The 13722-nt window shown below is 60.0% G+C and carries 16 protein-coding genes, 6 tRNA genes and 1 pseudogene; 8 read left to right on the top strand and 15 right to left on the bottom strand.

Annotation, left to right across the window (positions count from 1 at the left end):
- Nucleotides 1-49 precede the first annotated feature (49 nt).
- The 9 genes and pseudogenes from NY023_RS03285 to NY023_RS03245 all read right to left on the bottom strand — a co-directional run.
- Nucleotides 50-670: pseudogene (locus NY023_RS03285) on the bottom strand (DNA/RNA helicase, superfamily II protein); the annotation flags it as partial.
- Nucleotides 667-951 carry a DUF3077 domain-containing protein gene (locus NY023_RS03280; RefSeq protein WP_013970779.1) on the bottom strand — a complete coding sequence of 95 codons (285 nt, stop codon included), beginning with the start codon at nucleotides 949-951 and terminating at the stop codon, nucleotides 667-669. The pseudogene NY023_RS03285 and the gene NY023_RS03280, both read right to left, overlap by 4 nt.
- The gene (locus NY023_RS03275; protein ID WP_044046885.1) at nucleotides 948-1229 is read right to left on the bottom strand and encodes a hypothetical protein; all 282 of its coding nucleotides are present in this window, start codon (nucleotides 1227-1229) and stop codon (nucleotides 948-950) included. The genes NY023_RS03280 and NY023_RS03275 overlap by 4 nt, the downstream gene beginning before the upstream one ends.
- Before the next feature lie 552 nt (nucleotides 1230-1781).
- A complete protein-coding gene (locus NY023_RS03270) occupies nucleotides 1782-2375 on the bottom strand; it encodes a hypothetical protein (RefSeq protein WP_013970776.1) in 594 nt (197 codons plus the stop codon).
- Nucleotides 2372-2641 carry a helix-turn-helix transcriptional regulator gene (locus NY023_RS03265; protein WP_013970775.1) on the bottom strand — a complete coding sequence of 90 codons (270 nt, stop codon included), beginning with the start codon at nucleotides 2639-2641 and terminating at the stop codon, nucleotides 2372-2374. The genes NY023_RS03270 and NY023_RS03265 overlap by 4 nt, the downstream gene beginning before the upstream one ends.
- 46 nt (nucleotides 2642-2687) lie before the next feature.
- Nucleotides 2688-3683, bottom strand: coding sequence for a hypothetical protein (locus NY023_RS03260; RefSeq protein WP_013970774.1), 996 nt, complete (start codon nucleotides 3681-3683; stop codon nucleotides 2688-2690).
- 250 nt (nucleotides 3684-3933) lie between these two features.
- Nucleotides 3934-5229: a tyrosine-type recombinase/integrase gene (locus tag NY023_RS03255; protein ID WP_013970773.1), complete on the bottom strand. Its 1296-nt coding sequence runs from the start codon at nucleotides 5227-5229 to the stop codon at nucleotides 3934-3936.
- A 161-nt stretch (nucleotides 5230-5390) separates the two neighbouring features.
- Nucleotides 5391-5466: transfer RNA gene (locus tag NY023_RS03250), tRNA-Thr, on the bottom strand.
- Nucleotides 5467-5537: 71 nt separating this feature from the next.
- Nucleotides 5538-5948: a pilin gene (locus NY023_RS03245; RefSeq protein WP_013970772.1), complete on the bottom strand. Its 411-nt coding sequence runs from the start codon at nucleotides 5946-5948 to the stop codon at nucleotides 5538-5540.
- Nucleotides 5949-6163: 215 nt separating this feature from the next.
- Between NY023_RS03245 and NY023_RS03240 the strand changes: the two genes are divergently transcribed.
- Genes NY023_RS03240 through yacG form a run of 4 tightly spaced genes read left to right on the top strand, consistent with a single transcriptional unit; the run spans nucleotide 6164 to nucleotide 9061 of the window.
- Nucleotides 6164-7372: a type II secretion system F family protein gene (locus NY023_RS03240; protein WP_013970771.1), complete on the top strand. Its 1209-nt coding sequence runs from the start codon at nucleotides 6164-6166 to the stop codon at nucleotides 7370-7372.
- A 2-nt stretch (nucleotides 7373-7374) separates the two neighbouring features.
- Nucleotides 7375-8241, top strand: a complete 867-nt coding sequence (locus NY023_RS03235) for a prepilin peptidase (protein WP_044046883.1) — start codon at nucleotides 7375-7377, stop codon at nucleotides 8239-8241.
- Nucleotides 8241-8864 carry a dephospho-CoA kinase gene (gene coaE, locus NY023_RS03230; RefSeq protein WP_013970769.1) on the top strand — a complete coding sequence of 208 codons (624 nt, stop codon included), beginning with the start codon at nucleotides 8241-8243 and terminating at the stop codon, nucleotides 8862-8864. Before NY023_RS03235 ends, coaE begins: the two co-directional genes overlap by 1 nt.
- Nucleotides 8861-9061 carry a DNA gyrase inhibitor YacG gene (yacG, locus tag NY023_RS03225; RefSeq protein ID WP_003260624.1) on the top strand — a complete coding sequence of 67 codons (201 nt, stop codon included), beginning with the start codon at nucleotides 8861-8863 and terminating at the stop codon, nucleotides 9059-9061. Before coaE ends, yacG begins: the two co-directional genes overlap by 4 nt.
- Nucleotides 9062-9196: 135 nt before the next feature.
- On the opposite strand, the gene NY023_RS03220 is transcribed toward yacG, so the two are convergent.
- Nucleotides 9197-9904: an energy-coupling factor ABC transporter permease gene (locus tag NY023_RS03220; protein ID WP_013970768.1), complete on the bottom strand. Its 708-nt coding sequence runs from the start codon at nucleotides 9902-9904 to the stop codon at nucleotides 9197-9199.
- A gap of 86 nt (nucleotides 9905-9990) precedes the next feature.
- Between NY023_RS03220 and NY023_RS03215 the strand changes: the two genes are divergently transcribed.
- From NY023_RS03215 to NY023_RS03200, 4 genes are all read left to right on the top strand, one after another.
- On the top strand, nucleotides 9991-10422 hold the full coding sequence (locus NY023_RS03215) for a hypothetical protein (RefSeq protein ID WP_015268860.1): 432 nt from the start codon (nucleotides 9991-9993) through the stop codon (nucleotides 10420-10422).
- Nucleotides 10423-10477: 55 nt separating this feature from the next.
- Nucleotides 10478-11107, top strand: coding sequence for a DUF1780 domain-containing protein (locus NY023_RS03210; RefSeq protein ID WP_013970766.1), 630 nt, complete (start codon nucleotides 10478-10480; stop codon nucleotides 11105-11107).
- Between the two features lie 133 nt (nucleotides 11108-11240).
- On the top strand, nucleotides 11241-11414 hold the full coding sequence (locus NY023_RS03205; protein ID WP_013970765.1) for a DUF3094 family protein: 174 nt from the start codon (nucleotides 11241-11243) through the stop codon (nucleotides 11412-11414).
- An 84-nt stretch (nucleotides 11415-11498) separates the two neighbouring features.
- Nucleotides 11499-12794: an NAD(P)/FAD-dependent oxidoreductase gene (locus tag NY023_RS03200; RefSeq protein WP_003260618.1), complete on the top strand. Its 1296-nt coding sequence runs from the start codon at nucleotides 11499-11501 to the stop codon at nucleotides 12792-12794.
- A gap of 176 nt (nucleotides 12795-12970) precedes the next feature.
- On the opposite strand, the gene NY023_RS03195 is transcribed toward NY023_RS03200, so the two are convergent.
- From NY023_RS03195 to NY023_RS03175, 5 genes are all read right to left on the bottom strand, one after another.
- Nucleotides 12971-13046: transfer RNA gene (locus tag NY023_RS03195), tRNA-Lys, on the bottom strand.
- Nucleotides 13047-13051: 5 nt separating this feature from the next.
- Nucleotides 13052-13128 (bottom strand) — tRNA-Pro (locus NY023_RS03190).
- 47 nt (nucleotides 13129-13175) lie between these two features.
- Nucleotides 13176-13251, bottom strand: a tRNA-Lys gene (locus NY023_RS03185).
- Between the two features lie 6 nt (nucleotides 13252-13257).
- Nucleotides 13258-13334, bottom strand: a tRNA-Pro gene (locus tag NY023_RS03180).
- A 4-nt stretch (nucleotides 13335-13338) separates the two neighbouring features.
- A tRNA-Asn gene (locus tag NY023_RS03175) sits at nucleotides 13339-13414 on the bottom strand.
- Nucleotides 13415-13722: the final 308 nt, after the last annotated feature.

Here is a 13722-nt window from a genome sequence, read left to right as displayed (position 1 = left end):
GTCATTTTTCAATCGGCAGGGTGGGTCAGTTTTCAATCAGCGCCGACAGGCGTGGCTCAGCCAGGCCCTGCCAGCGCCATTGAGCCGGTCCCTGCGCGCCACGCGTGCACCACGTGAGCGGCGCAAATACCTTCTTGGCGGGTTGTTCTGGACTACCGGCGACATCGAATCGATAGAGAACCATCAAGGGGTCGCCTTGGCCATTGCGGTAACACCAAACTTTCGACGGAGCCCCATGCTGTCGGTGCTTGCTTGGGCATTTGGTCATCGCCTCAGCGGGGATCGGTAATACCGCCTGCCATTCAGCAGTTGCTGGCTTTTTAACCGGCTGAGCCGAGATCGCGCCACAAGGATCAATACGCAGAAACTCGACCAGCTTCTGACATGCATCAACGTCAGAGGAGCTTTCGAGATAGCGCACCAGGTCGATCAAATCGCCGCCTTTGTCACCCGTTGCAAAGTCAGCCCACGTGCCCTTGGTCAGGCTGATCTTCAGAGAGCCGGCGTGCTTGTCATTTCGGGTGGGGTTCGGTGCGGTGTATTCCTTACCACCGTCTACACGCTTTCCGTTTGGCAGCCAGTGGGAGAGCACCCGATCAATCTGATACAGCGCCTCAGCTTTGACCTGCGCGAAGGTGGGGCGACGGCTGTTGACTTTGGTTCCGCTCATGCGCCACCGCCTTGGGCAACTTGAAGCCCTGTGGCGACGTCATCAATGAGGGCTTTAGCCATTTCCCCCAGGTAATGAGCAGCCCAAACCACCGTCCCATTCTCATTTTCCATCCCACCCCGTAGAGTGAGCTTATTGATGCAGTCCATCAGAAGCGAGGCTTGTTCAAGCGCTTCCTCACAAGAAATGCCGGCGTTAACACGGAACAGCGGTGAACTCTGCGAGTTGCTATTGGCAAAGGTGGCGCCGCCAGCGGTGTTGATCTCCAAGGAGGTCTTCATTGCGCACCTCCAGATACTGAGCGACGGCTTGATTCGTCAGCATGAATCACCAGCGTGCGAATCAGCCCCAGCGTCCCGCGTACGTCCCACAGGGCAGCGGCGATCACGCGGTTCGCCAAGCGAGGGGCGTCACACTCGAACTGATCTTCTAGCAGCAGCAGAACAGCGTTCGCACGCTCTACTGCGCAAGTGATGGCATCGACTGGAATACCGGCATCGGTCTGTTTAGGAACAGCGAGGATGTCTTCGGGAAGGGCCATGGTCAGAGACGTGCTCATTGCGCACCCCCTGTATTTTCCAGGGCTCGGGCTTTGGCCATATGGTCGTTGTAACGGGCAAGGCGAGTACGAAGGCTGGAGTCGGCGTGAAGAGCGGCGAGAGCCAATGCCCGATGGGCAGCGGCGCGAATTTTGGACGGATTGAAGGCGTGCATTGGGTGTTGCTCCTTGAGTTGAGGAGCCATCACCGCTTGCGGCCAAGCAAGGAATGGTGACGGCTGTACGCGGGTTGGCCGACCGGGACTCAAGGCACCCGGCACACCCGAAGGTGTCCCACGCACAGCCGCCATAACACGAAACTGCGGGCACAAAAAAAGCGCCTGCAATCGTATGGTGGGCGCTTGTGCGCCTTGAGTTGTTCGACCGGCCAAGGTCGGTCACTGAATTTGCAGCGACTCTCACAGAGTAATCGTGAGCGAGCAAAAGCGCAACAGGTGCGCTTACTTGCACAAGCGCAGATGGTGGATTAGATTGAGCAGGCATGAAGAATTACCTCAACGCCCTCGGTAGCCGCCGGGGGCGTTTTCGTTTAAGCAGTGCGGGCCGGTGCTGTCAGTTGCGGGATATCAGCGGGTGCGGTTCGCCTTTCAGCCAGGCACAGATCCTCGCGTCTTCCCTGCACCGTCGGCGGTACTCCTCAGTGAGCCACTCTTCACGCTTTGCAACGCACTCATCCACGAAGGTATCCAGGTCTGTCTGGTCTCGTCCAAATGCATGACTCTGTTCGCTGGTAGCCCGCTCTTCTTCCAGATCGTTCGCTACCCAGCCGTCCCAAACCTCTGCATCATTCGAATAGGGATAGCTCTCATCGGTGAACCAGTAGGTTACCCATTCAGCCAGTTGACTTGCTGTGAGGCTCAAGCGCCGCTGTTTGTCCATTGCGAACGGCCCTTCCCCCACGATGGTGGAGAACTCGCGACGGATCCCATGCTTTCGCATGAAGGCGGGCATTTCCCATGGATTCACACGGAGCGGGATGGTCAGCCCATCAGGGTTGAAGAAGAACGCTTCCTGGGTTTGACCATTCCAACTGACGCCAGCAATGATCCGATGGCGCCAGTTGATTTCCCCTGGTTTGTAGAGGCAGAAGGCTGCGCCATATGGATCATGATATGGGCCAGTGAAGTGATAGCGGCGCACGCTCATGCTGCCACCCGATCACGAGCCTGAATGCGGCTACGCGTCCATGCTTGAACCTCGGAAAGAACCCAGGCTACCGGAGCGCCCCGGGCGGTGCTGTTGCTCAGCTTCACGGGCAGCGGGAAGCCACTCTCGGCCTGCTGCATCAGCTTGTAGATCGTGGGACGGGCCAACCCTACGATGGCCATCACTTCAGTGATGCGTATCAGAGTGGTCTGTGGGTCGCGCCCAGAATGGAGGGAGGTTGCTGCGGAGAAAGTGGTCATAATCATGCCTATATCTACAGAGACAGGCACAGACTAAAAACTCAAAAACGAATCAACACGGTCCGCTCGTTTTTCTTTTTTTCCTAGGGCCGTACTCTCCCAGCTGTCTGAGATTTTCCCTAATCGTGTCCCGTGTTCCGATTCCCTCTACACCGACCAGCCTAGACAGCAGTGCCTTAGGTTCAATTTCAGGATAGGACTTCTTGATACGCTCAACGGCGGCCCGGGTAAGCTCCCGCTTCTTCGCCTTTCCATCTTGAGTAGCGGTACCTGGCCGACTGTTCCCCTTGCCAGCCAAGCGAGCCCGCTCGGAGCTTTTCACGGTGTAGATTTTGTCGATCATCGCCGGAAAAAAACTACCTGGCTGAAGCGTCCCAGAGCTCAACGCGACTTCAGACTGGCGATGAAGGTCAGCAAGCATCAAAACCTTTTCCGATTCAGCCACCCACTGGGCAAAGGTCTCTCTCACCTCTGCTTCCCTGCCCGGTTGAGTACGACGTTGGCGCTCAACCATGGTTTGAAAAAACTCGGGATCATTCAGCCTTAGGGATTCGGTTAAGTCAGGGTTGATGTCGTACACATTGAGCTCAACATTCCCCAGCCAATCAGCCAGCATCTGAACAGCATCCAGCGCTTGCGCGAAAGCGTAGCTCGCCGCCATTCGAGAGCTAGGAATAGCTTCAACTTGACCTAGCACCTCACGCACTACATCCGGCAGCGAAAACGACTGGGCAAAGCACAATCGCTCGTAAATGAGATCTCGCTGCCTGAACGTCTCATTGATTACCCGCCTTGCTTGACTGGAATACCCCAAGCCTTCCTCAAGCCAATATGAAGCTGCCTCGTTTATCACATCGAATGCATGGCGAAAGTGCTCACGAAACTCAGGGAAAAGTGCAGCTTCCGCTACAGCATCCTCCATCACCTGGATCTCATCGAGCAGGCTACTGATGTCAGTATTCGCAAGCTCGAACGTGAATTGCTCCACCTCATTTTGGGACCAGATCACACCCCACGCCCCCTTGATCGAAAAATGAACCTGCGCCACAGATGATCGCTAAGATGCCGACAGGGACGACAGGCAACAGTAGTGCGAAACACCATATTGCGTTGATACACCTGCTTGTCTGCGTGGGCCAGCGATGTGTTACCCGTCCGAAGGCTAGGATTTTCAACGTTTCCACCAGCCTCGAAACACGGGTTACACATGAAACACCCCAATTGGTGGCTACGATCCACGAGCATTGTCGACCGTAACGCATCGCGGGCTCTCGATGCTTCATGCGTTTCTTGAAGTCTCAAATGTCGCTCGCTACAGCATCTCGGTGGGCAAAGTCGTACGGGGTGATCGCTTCCACTCGATTGGCGTCCAAATAATCTGCCCACCACTGCACCATGAGCCTTCGCTCCTGAATGTGTTCTGCTTTGTGGATATACGCTGCGCGCACTGTGTTTCGCTCCTGATGGCTCATCTGTCGCTCGACGGCGTCTTTACTCCACAGCCCCGACTCAACCAGTGCTGAACAAGCCATTGTCCTAAACCCGTGGCCGCACACTTCTGACTTCGTGTCATAGCCCATGCGTCGAAGGGCCTTGTTGACGGTGTTTTCGCTCATGGGTTTCCAGTGATGGTGATCACCTGCAAATACCAAATCGAATCGGCCGGTGAGATCACGGATTCGCTCTAAGACACTAACTGATTGACGACTGAGCGGAACCAAGTGTGGCGTGCTCATCTTCGAACCGCGATGGGAGTTCTTTACTCCCTCGATAGGAGCTCGCTCACCAGGGATTTCCCACATCAACCTCCCCATGTCGATCTCTCCCCAGCGAGCGAACCGAAGCTCACTGGAGCGGATGAACACCAGCAAGGTCAGCTGCACCGCGAGCTTGGTCAGGCCGCGCCCGCTGTCGGCATCTATCCGCTGCAGAAGCTCAGGTAACCGATCAAATGGCAGAGCAGGCCGATGTGCTGTTTTGCGAGTAGCAGTGGCGCCTTGCAGATCGATCGCAGGATTGAAGTCCAGGTGCCCATGCTGAACTGCCATGCGGAGGATGCCCGTCATGTACTGACGTAGGCGTGCAGCCGTATCTAAGGTATCCCGCTTTTCTGCCGCTTTCAGCGGGACAAGCAGATCCCGTGTTTTCAGCTCCGCGACCGGACGATCACCGAGGGTGGGCAACAGGTGTGATTCGATCCGTCGCCATACGGTGGCAGCATGACCAGGCGTCCACTTACGAGCGCAGGCCGCGTGCCATTCCTGAGCAAGCAAACGGAATGTATTCGCCCGGGCGTTAGCCGCTTCCTGTTTGTCCAAGCGCGCCTGCTCGATGGGGTCTTTCCCAGCAGCAAGGAGCTCAAGCGCCTGAGCGCGTCGCTCCCTAGCCGCTTTCAAGCCGAGCGCCGGATAGTTGCCAAACGTTGCTAAACCATCCCGGCCATCAGGTTTGGTGTACTTCATACGCCAGGTCTTGACCCCTGACGGCTTCACCAGCAGGTAGAGGCCCTTGCCATCGAACAGCTTGTAGTCCTTCTCCCGTGGCTTGGCCGCATCACATTTGGGATCGGTGAGAGGCACCACTGTGCGCGCCATAGGGATACGTTTCCTTGTCGAACCGAGATATCCCTAACCATATCCCTAAATCGCGTATATGCCCAGAGACAAAACGAGACAGACAGAAACAACAAAGCCCGCTCTAGGCGGGCTTTTCTGGGTGTTTCGTAGACAGTCATAGACTTCTAGAAACTGGTCTCTGGTGCCGGAGACAGGAATCGAACCTGCGACCTTCGCGTTACGAGTGCGCTGCTCTACCGACTGAGCTACACCGGCGTGTAGCGCAACGTACCACTGCTCGCACCCGTTACGCAAACCCCTGTTTCCCCTGACTTATTGCCCTACCCTCAAGGCGCCTTGCACCCCTTCGGCGCCAGGTCTTCTTCAATGTCGGTCGTGCACCCCCACCCGCTAGCCGAACGCGTCAGGGTCAATGCCTTGCCCAGCGCATTGGCCGGCGCATCCACCAGCGTGCAAACGATGCTCCCAGTGCCATCCGCCGCCTTGCCGCTAGCCGTGATCGCACAGTGCGCCGTCGCCGGCTGGCCACCCAGCGCGGCCACATCCGGCACATCCTTCCCATCATTCAACCGCAGGTCCATCGCGGTCTTCAGCGCGCTGATCTCCAGCAACCCGGCCGCGGCCTTGGAGCGTGACTGGTGGTTGGTGTACATCGGTAAGGCGATGGTCGCCAGAATGCCGATGATCGCGACGACGATCATCAGTTCGATCAGGGTGATACCGCGTTGCCCTTTCATGAACGTTTTCCTTTTTGATACGCGTACTCGTTGAGGTCAGGCTCGACCCCGGCTGGCAGCGGCGCAGTAGGCCTGAACAGACACCTTTTGTCACCCCTGCCCGCTTGGGCGTCGTCTTCGCTGAACTACTCTAGTGAGCATCTCGGACGCACGTCCTTGCATGGGCGCGGCAAGCTGTTTCCAGGCTTGTCGCACGGGCAGAAAAAGGACCTTGCATGACCCAATCCACACTCCTCTACACCTGGCACGGCACCGACGCCAACGGCGCGCCGGTCAGCGGGCAAACGTCCGGGCGCAGCCCGGCCTATGTGCGTGCCGGGCTTATCCGCCAGGGCATCAAGGTGGCCAGCTTGCGGCCTGCCGGTGGGCTGACGTTCAGTTTGCCGAAACGGCAGGCAAAGGCCGACCCGGCGGGGTTCAGCCGGCAGTTGGCGACCTTGCTCAAGGCCGGGGTGCCGCTGCTGCAGGCGTTCGAGGTGATGGGGCGCAGTGGCTGTGATGCGGCGCAGGCGGCATTGCTGGATAGATTGAAACAGGATGTGGCCTCGGGCCTGGGGCTGGCGGATGCGTTGCAGCGCCACCCGGGCTGGTTCGATGCGCTGTACTGCAACCTGGTGCGCGTCGGTGAGCAGTCCGGCACGCTCGACCGGCAGCTGGAACAGTTGGCGGGCATGCTGGAGCAACGTCGGGTGCTGCACAAGAAGGTGCGCAAGGCGATGATCTACCCGTTGCTGCTGTTGCTGACGGGGTTGGGGGTGTCGGCGATCCTATTGCTGGAGGTGATTCCGAAATTCGAGGGCATGTTCTCTGGCATGGGCGTGGCGTTGCCGGCATTTACCCAATGGGTGATCGACTTGTCCACAGGGCTGAGCCGCTTTGCGCCGCTGTTGCTGGTGATGGGCGTGGTGCTGGGTTTTGCCATGCGCCAGCTCTACCGGCAGCACGCGCCAGCGCGCCTGTGGATATCTCGCCGGGTGCTGGGTTTGCCGGTGTTCGGCACGCTGCTGGGGCAGGCGGCGCTGGCGCGCTTTGCGCGCAGCTTGGCAACGTCCTACTCCGCCGGGGTGCCGTTGCTGGATGCGCTGGGCACGGTGGCAAGGGTCAGTGGTGGCGACCTGCATGAACAGGCGGTGTTGCGGTTGCGTCAGGGCATGGCCAATGGGCAGGGGCTGCACCAGGCGATGGCCGCTGAGCCGCTGTTTCCGCCGCTGCTGGTGCAACTGACGGCCATCGGGGAATCCAGCGGTACGCTGGACCAGATGCTGGAAAAAGCCGCCAGCCATTACGAGGAACAGGTCAGCCAGGCGCTGGACCAGTTGACCAGCCTGCTGGAGCCGGCCATCGTGCTGGTCCTGGGCCTGCTGGTGGGCGGCCTGGTGGTGGCGATGTACCTGCCGATCTTCCAGTTGGGTAGCTTGATCTGAACATGACTTTATGGACTTTGCTGGCTGAGCAGCCGGCGTACTTTCTCACCCTGGCCACGGTGCTCGGTCTGCTGGTGGGCAGTTTTCTCAACGTGCTGGTGTACCGCCTGCCGATCATGCTGGAGCGGCAATGGCAGCGTGAGGCGCAGGAAATGCTGCAGTTGCCGATCACGCCGCACGAGCGTTTCGACCTGTGGCTACCCGCCTCGCGCTGCCCCCATTGTGCGCATCGGATTCGCGCGTGGGAGAACATTCCGGTCATCAGCTACCTGGCCTTGCGCGGGCGTTGCTCAGCCTGCAAAACCCGCATCAGCCCGCGCTACCCGTTGGTGGAGCTAGCCAGCGCGCTGCTGTCGCTGGTGGTGGCCTGGCGCTTTGGTGCTTCGCCCGAGGCCTTGCTGGCGCTGCCGCTGACCTGGTGCCTGCTGGCCCTGAGCCTGATCGATGCTGAGCACCAGTTGCTGCCGGATGCGCTGGTGCTGCCGATGCTGTGGCTGGGGTTGATCGTCAACGCCTTCGGCCTCTACGTCCCGCTGACCAGCGCACTGTGGGGCGCGGTGGCCGGGTACCTCAGCCTGTGGACGGTGTACTGGGTGTTCAAGCTGGTTACCGGCAAGGAAGGCATGGGCTATGGCGACTTCAAGCTGATGGCGCTGATCGGGGCCTGGGGTGGCTGGCAGGTGTTGCCGTTGACCCTGCTGTTGTCGTCGGTGGTCGGGGCGCTGGCTGGGCTGTGCCTGTTGCGCTTGCGCCGCCATGCCATTGGCACGGCGATCCCGTTTGGCCCCTATCTGGCGATTGCGGGGTGGATTGCCGTGCTCTGGGGTGATGAAATATACGCCTCATACACAAACCTGCTTGGATTCTGATGACCACTGCGGCCTTTACCCCCTGGATTCTCGGCCTGACCGGCGGCATTGGTAGCGGCAAGAGCGCCGCTGCCGAGCGTTTCGTCGAACTTGGCGTGCATCTGGTCGATGCCGACCAGGCGGCGCGCTGGGTGGTCGAGCCTGGCCGCCCGGCCCTGGCCAGCATCGTCGAGCGCTTTGGCGCCGGCGTACTGCAGGCGGACGGCCAACTCGATCGTTCGGCACTGCGCCAGCTGATATTCGCCGACCCGGCGCAGCGCAAATGGCTGGAGCAATTGCTGCACCCGCTGATCGGGCAGGAGATTTTCAGCTACCTGGCCAAGGCGGAGTCGCCGTATGCGGTGTATGTGTCGCCGCTGCTGATCGAGTCGGGCCAGCACCAGAAAACCCAACGGGTGCTGGTGATCGATGCGCCTCAGGAGCTGCAGGTGGCGCGTACCCTGGCGCGTGACAACACCAGCGCCGAGCAGGTGCAGGCCATTCTCAAGGCCCAGCTGGCCCGTGAGGAGCGCCTGCGCCATGCCGATGATGTGGTGGTCAATGACGGCGACCTGGCCGCGCTGCATCAGCAGATTGACCGCCTGCACCACTTTTACCTGACTTTACGAGGAGGCCAGCCATGAGCCAGCCATTGACCGTCGATTGCCCGACCTGTGGCGCACCTGTGGAATGGAACGAGAAAAGCCCGTTCCGGCCATTCTGTTCGGACCGTTGCAAGCTGATCGACCTGGGGGCCTGGGCGGCGGAGGAGCACAAGATTCCGGGGGCGGAAGAGTCCGAGGATGAGCTGTACTCGGGGGATTTGGAGCCGCGGCATTGATCCGATAGCAAGGTGTCCTTCAGGGCCCTTTCGCGGGTGAACCCGCTCCTACAGAGACCTCACGGCTTTCAAGGCTGGTGCAATACCTGTGGGAGCGGGTTTACCCGCGAAAGGGCCAGTACAGCCGCCACAAAATCACCGCTCATCCTCCTTCCAGGGTGCCTGCAGATACCGCGTGCGGTTGAAGGTTTCCAGCCACTCCGGGCAAAACACCACCAACGCACTGATCACCGTGCCGTTGATGAACGCTTCGGGGAACATCATCAGCCACAGGTAGCCGACAAAATCGGTGAGCCACTCCGGCATGGCGAAGCGCCCGTCCAGCCACAACAGCCCCAGCGCGGTCGACAGGCAGGCCAGCACGGTCAGTGCCGCCGGGAAGAACCCTGAACAGAAGATATACACAAACAGGTTCCGCGGCTGGGCGCGCTCGACCCCTATCGCGCACGCCTCGGCGATCAGCACCGGCAGGCCAACCAGCAACAAGCCATTCACCCCCAGCGCCGCCAGGTCCTGACGCCCCAGCACCAGCAAACCGAGCTGGGCCATGAACCCGCCAAGCACCGCCAGTGGCCAGTCCAGCAACAGCGTGACCGCCGTCATGCCTATGAAGTGGTACGACACACCGGTATCGAAATCACGCCGCACCAACCACAAGGCAAACAGGCAGAACACCGTGCCAAACAGCAGATGCTGGCGGCGCCGGTCGGTGAACAGCTCAACCCAGCGTACCTGGCTGACCGCCCAGATCAGCAACGGCACATATCCCAGCCAGCCAAGCGTAAGGGTGGTGCCCGACAACACCTGCGCGCTGATCACCTGACCAATTCCCCTTGCAGCCATGTGGATAAATCCGAGTCTACACCCATTCTCCGTTTCATTCGGTTGCGCTAGGCTGGCACCCTCACTCGATGCAGGAAGCATTGCTCATGCCGGAAGGAATCAACCTCGCCCTGCTGCTGGCAGCAGCGCTCAACGCCATCATCGGCGTACTTCACCTGGTCATCATCGCCGTCGGGCCGCGCTGGTACCGTTTGTTCGGGGCCGGCGAGCGCATGGCCGTGGCCGCCGAAAACGGCCGCTGGTACCCAGGGCTGATCACCGCAGCCATCGCCTGCGTGCTGCTGGCCTGGTCGGGGTATGCGTTGTCAGCTGCCGGGGCCATCGGGCGGTTGCCCTTGCTGCTGCCGGCCATCTGCCTGATCACCTTGGTGTACCTGGCGCGCGGCCTGCTGGGGCCGATATTGCTGGCGGGTACCGGGCGCTCGCGGCGTTTCATCGTGGTCAGTTCGCTGATCTGCCTGGGGTTTGGCCTGGTGCACCTGCTTGGGGTGGTGCAGCAATGGCCAATACTGGGCTGATTTCTGCGCACAAACAGCATCTTATCGTCATCGATTAGCAGCTAAGCTTGTCTGCATGGATGACTCAGACTACCTGCGCCTGCTTACCATCCAGGCGGAACAAGCCAATGCCTTTCTCTCCAACGCCCGCAAGTGGGAGCGGGAGCGTTGGGTGTGCCAACGCCTGTTGCAGGGGCTGAACATCCCCTATCGCAGCGAGGACTTCACCCCGGCCGGGCAAGAACCGCCAGACGTGCTGTTCCGCGACGCGGCCTTCGAGGTGTTTTTCGTGCTCGACGAGGGCCGCCGGCTCAACGATGAATGGCGCGAAGAACTGCAGCGCCGGCGCAGTGCGTTTTCCCTGGCGCAACTGGTGCGCCGCGAAGCGCGCCCGCGGCGCATCAGTGCCACCGAGCTGCTGGGGCGGCTGGCGCCGACCTTGCGCAAGAAGGCGCACAACTACCGGGAACGCGGGCTGGAACTGAACGAGCTGGATATCATTGCCTTCGCCAGCCTCAAGCGCGAAGTGCTCGACCTCAATACCCATTTCCCGCCGCCCACCGAATATCTGCGCCAGGGCTGGCGCTCGCTGTCACTGGTCGGGCCGACATTTGCCCGGGTGCTGTTCGCCCACCCCGATGCGCCGGACTTCCTGCGCGGCAACCTGGGCCGCAGCATTGTGTTCGACGTGGGCATCAGTCTTTGATCCACTGCAGCGAGTGTTTGCGATGGCGTACACTCGGCGCCGGAGATAGAAAGCCTTATCATTTGTTTCAAGCGCTTGCGTGAACGCTGTAGCGTTTACGCAGTCCCAAACGTCTACCTGACGAGGCCCTACCATGACCAGCCGCCTGAATCCGGAAGATCAGCGTCGTGTCGATGAGTATCTGCGAGCCCCCCAGCACCAAGTCGAGCGCAGGCCCTTCCGGCCGTGGCTGCTCCTTGTGCTGGTGGTGGCCGTGACCATCGGGTTGGGTCTCATCAGCCGCCTGCTCAGTGGACTGGTGCTATGAGCTGCTTCGCGCTCGCCCTCCCCTCGTGCAGTTTGCGGCCGGCCCCCGGGGCCACGAATTCCGTAAACCTTATGAGATATCCCCATGACTCATCGCATCGTGATTGTCGGCGGCGGCGCCGGCGGCCTGGAACTGGCGACCCGCCTGGGTAAAAGCCTGGGCAAGCGCAAGCAGGCCGAGATCACCCTGGTCGACGCCAACCTCACGCACATCTGGAAGCCTCTGCTGCACGAAGTGGCCGCCGGCTCGCTGAACTCCTCGGAAGACGAACTGAACTACGTGGCCCAGGCCAAGTGGAACCACTTCAACTTCCAGTTGGGGCGCATGAGCGGCCTGGACCGTGAAGGCAAACAGATTCAACTGGCCGCCACCCTCGACGAAGAGGGCCGCGAGCTGCTGCCTGCGCGCACCTTGGGCTACGACACCCTGGTCATTGCCGTGGGTTCCAACACCAACGACTTCGGCACCTTGGGCGCGGCGCAGCACTGCCTGTTCCTCGACACCCGCAAGCAGGCCGAGCGTTTCCACCAGCAGTTGCTCAACCACTATCTGCGCGCCCACGCCGGTGACGTGGCGAGCGAGAAGATCAGCGTGGCCATCGTCGGCGCCGGTGCCACCGGTGTGGAACTGGCAGCCGAGCTGCATCACGCGGCCCACGAACTGGCGGCCTATGGCCTGGACCGCATCCAGCCCAAGGACATGCACATCACCATTATCGAGGCCGGCCCGCGCGTACTGCCGGCGCTGCCGGAGCGCATCAGCGTGCCGGTGCACAAGACCCTGGAAAAGCTCGGGGTGAAGGTGATGACCAATGCCGCCGTCAGTGAAGTGACCGAGGATGGCCTGAAAACCAAGGACGGTGAAGTGATCCAGGCCAGTTTGAAAGTGTGGGCGGCTGGTATCCGTGCGCCGGCGTTCCTCAAGGACATCGATGGCCTGGAAACCAACCGCATCAACCAGCTGGTGGTGCGCCCTACCCTGCAGACCACGCGCGATGACAACATCTTTGCCTTCGGTGACTGCGCCGCCTGCCCGCAACCGGGTAGCGACCGCAACGTGCCGCCACGTGCCCAGGCGGCGCACCAGCAGGCTTCGATGCTGGCGCAGAGTTTGAAGGCGCGGCTGGAGAACAAGGCGCTGCCGACCTATGAGTACAAGGACTACGGTTCGCTGGTGTCGCTGTCGCGCTTCTCGGCGGTGGGCAACCTGATGGGTAACCTGATGGGCAGCGTAAAGCTGGAGGGCTGGCTGGCGCGGATGTTCTACGTGTCGCTGTACCGGATGCACCAGATGGCGTTGTACGGGTTCTTCCGTACGGCGTTGATGATGCTGGGTAGCAAGATTGGCCGGGGTACCGAGCCGCGCCTGAAACTGCACTGACAGACACCAGCATGCCCTGTGGGAGCGGGTTTACCCGCGAATGCGATGGTGAACCTGCTGCCGCATTCGCGGGTGAACCCGCTCCCACACAGGGCTGTGTGGGCCCAAGAGCGCATTCTTGTGGGATAAATTCAACGCAAAAAAAGGGCATCTCATGCGAGATGCCCTTTTTTTCATGGTGGGTCGTGTAGGATTCGAACCTACGACCAATTGGTTAAAAGCCAACTGCTCTACCAACTGAGCTAACGACCCGGAAATGGTCGGGGTGAGGGGATTCGAACTCCTGACATCCTGCTCCCAAAGCAGGCGCGCTACCGGACTGCGCTACACCCCGTGATACTTAAAGAAAAAGGGCATCTCGCTTGAGATGCCCTTTTTACATGGTGGGTCGTGTAGGATTCGAACCTACGACCAATTGGTTAAAAGCCAACTGCTCTACCAACTGAGCTAACGACCCGGAAAATGGTCGGGGTGAGGGGATTCGAACTCCTGACATCCTGCTCCCAAAGCAGGCGCGCTACCGGACTGCGCTACACCCCGAGATTGGCTCCGCGACCTGGACTCGAACCAGGGACCCAATGATTAACAGTCATTTGCTCTACCGACTGAGCTATCGCGGAACTGAACTTCGGTACATCTTTACAGCTTCGAAGCTTGTGTTAGCTTCGGTCTCTTTGGCTATCCGCTTTCGCGTTGCAGCTGCTGAGGCCGGCTATTCTACATTCTTCGTTTTGCTTGTCAACCACTTTTTTTCATTCAACTTACTGATTTGTAAGTTGTTTTGCGGTCACCGGTGTTGCTGGTGATTCGCTTAGTGCCTGACAACGCGGCGTATATTAGGGGCACCAGATTTTAGATGCAAGCAAAAATTTCAAAAATTTCAGCTAGTTATCCAGGAGGCCGGAAAGGCCCGGATTTTCTGGGGCTG

The sequence above is a fragment of the Pseudomonas sp. NBB genome (assembly GCF_032701105.1).
GTDB lineage: Bacteria > Pseudomonadota > Gammaproteobacteria > Pseudomonadales > Pseudomonadaceae > Aquipseudomonas > Aquipseudomonas asiatica.
This window is presented reverse-complemented; position numbering and strand designations above follow the sequence as displayed.